The organism is Nocardioides sp. CPCC 206348, assembly GCF_048654705.1.
GTDB lineage: Bacteria > Actinomycetota > Actinomycetes > Propionibacteriales > Nocardioidaceae > Nocardioides.
In genome coordinates, this window is sequence record NZ_JBMCZA010000174.1 from 10,549 (window position 1) to 12,088 (window position 1,540).

Annotated in this window: 1 protein-coding gene; it reads right to left on the reverse strand. The window is 70.5% G+C overall.

What is annotated here, in order from left to right; all coding sequences use genetic code 11:
• Positions 1-1,489: hypothetical protein (locus ACOADB_RS13855; RefSeq protein ID WP_378599561.1), on the reverse strand; the 1,489-nt coding region annotated here is incomplete at its 3' end.
• Between the last annotated feature and the right edge of the window lie 51 nt (positions 1,490-1,540).

Genomic DNA, 1,540 nt, shown 5'->3' on the forward strand with positions numbered 1-1,540 from the left:
TGGCGAGGGTTCGCAACAGGCCTGGTCCTCCCGGTCGGCCCCACCAGTTGTGGCGGGCGGTGACGTCGTACCGCAGCACGTCCGCGGCCAGCAGCCCGCCGGCCAGGCAGTTCTGGCCCACGCTGCCGAGCGTTCCGCCCCCGATGTCGATCACGTGCGTCCGCGTCGTACCCAGGTCCTCGGCGGAGAAGTCGGCGATGCCCGAACCCAGGCCGCCAGCGCGCGACAGGTCGGTGTGCTGCACCTTGACCGACAACCTGTCGAGCGCCGTGAAGTTGCGGACTCCGATGTTCTCGCCGCGGTTGTCGGTGATCGTCGAACCGTCGATCGTGGCGATGATCTCCGCGGTCGGCCCCTTGCCGTTGACCACGTTGCTGCCCAGCGAGAGTCCGTTGTTCGCGCAGTGCCGCAGCACGCTGTCGCGGACAGCCAGCCGGATGGTGTTGCGTGCCCCGAGGCTGCCCGCGAGCACGCAGTCCCCGTTGTTGAACGGGAGCAGGAGGGTGTTGCCGATGCCCGTCGAACGCTCGGCCGTCACCCGTTCGAGGGTCATCGTCATCACGGCGTCGGTGCCGAGGCCGCCGTGCTCGATGACGTCGCCGGGCGACCCGGAGAACGAGCTGTCCTGCACCAGTACGTCGAGCCGTGCACCCGAGCCCATGGTCACTGCTTCGAGGCCGTTGGCCGAGAAGCCGCCCCACCCGTGCTCGTTGGTGTACGTGTTGTGGGTGATCGTCGCCGTCAGCCGGGCGGGTCCGGCGGCGTTGAGGAAGACGCCCTCGGAGTCGGCGCCCTCGACCGCGAGATTGAGGTCGTCGGGGTTGCCGAGCAGGGCCTGCGTGTTGCGGTGCAGGAGACCCCGCAGCCGGGCCGAGTCGCGCGCCTGGAGCCCGATGGCGAGGACCGACTGGAAGTCCTTGCCCTGGCGCAGCGAGTGGATCCTGTTGTCGGTGATGGTCGCCGTACCCGTGGCCGTGCCGGAAAGGCGTACGTCGATGCCGTCGCCACACGTCGCGTCGTGCACGAGGTTCCCGGTGATGCTCACGGCCAGGTCCTGCCGGACGGAGGCGTCGATCATGATGCCGGCCCAACCGTTCTGGAGCCCGTTCGCGATGGGGATCCCGACGCCGGGCAGGTTGGTGGGGGCCATGAACGGCGGGATCAGGTAGCCGTCGGTGCAGCCGGTGTTCTGGCCGGAGACGTCGTTCCCGGAGATGCGCACGCCCGTCACGTCGACGCCGTGGATGGCGCCGCGGCGGGCGCCGGTGATGCGCACGTTGGTGACCGTGGTCCCGTCGGCGACCCGGACCGCGTCCCCTGACAAGCGGGTGGTCGTGTTCGTGAGGCGCGGGGCCGTCGTACCGGCCGTCCACACGGAGGGGCCGGAGCCCCGGAGGGTCTGGCCGGGCTTGAGCTGGATGCCGCCGTCCAGGACCCCCGTGGCCGGCAGGACCACGATGGTGTCGCCGGCTCGTGAGGCGCTCTCCACCTGGGCGAGCGAGCCGAACGGATGGCTTGCTGTGCCGACGGAGGTCGTGGC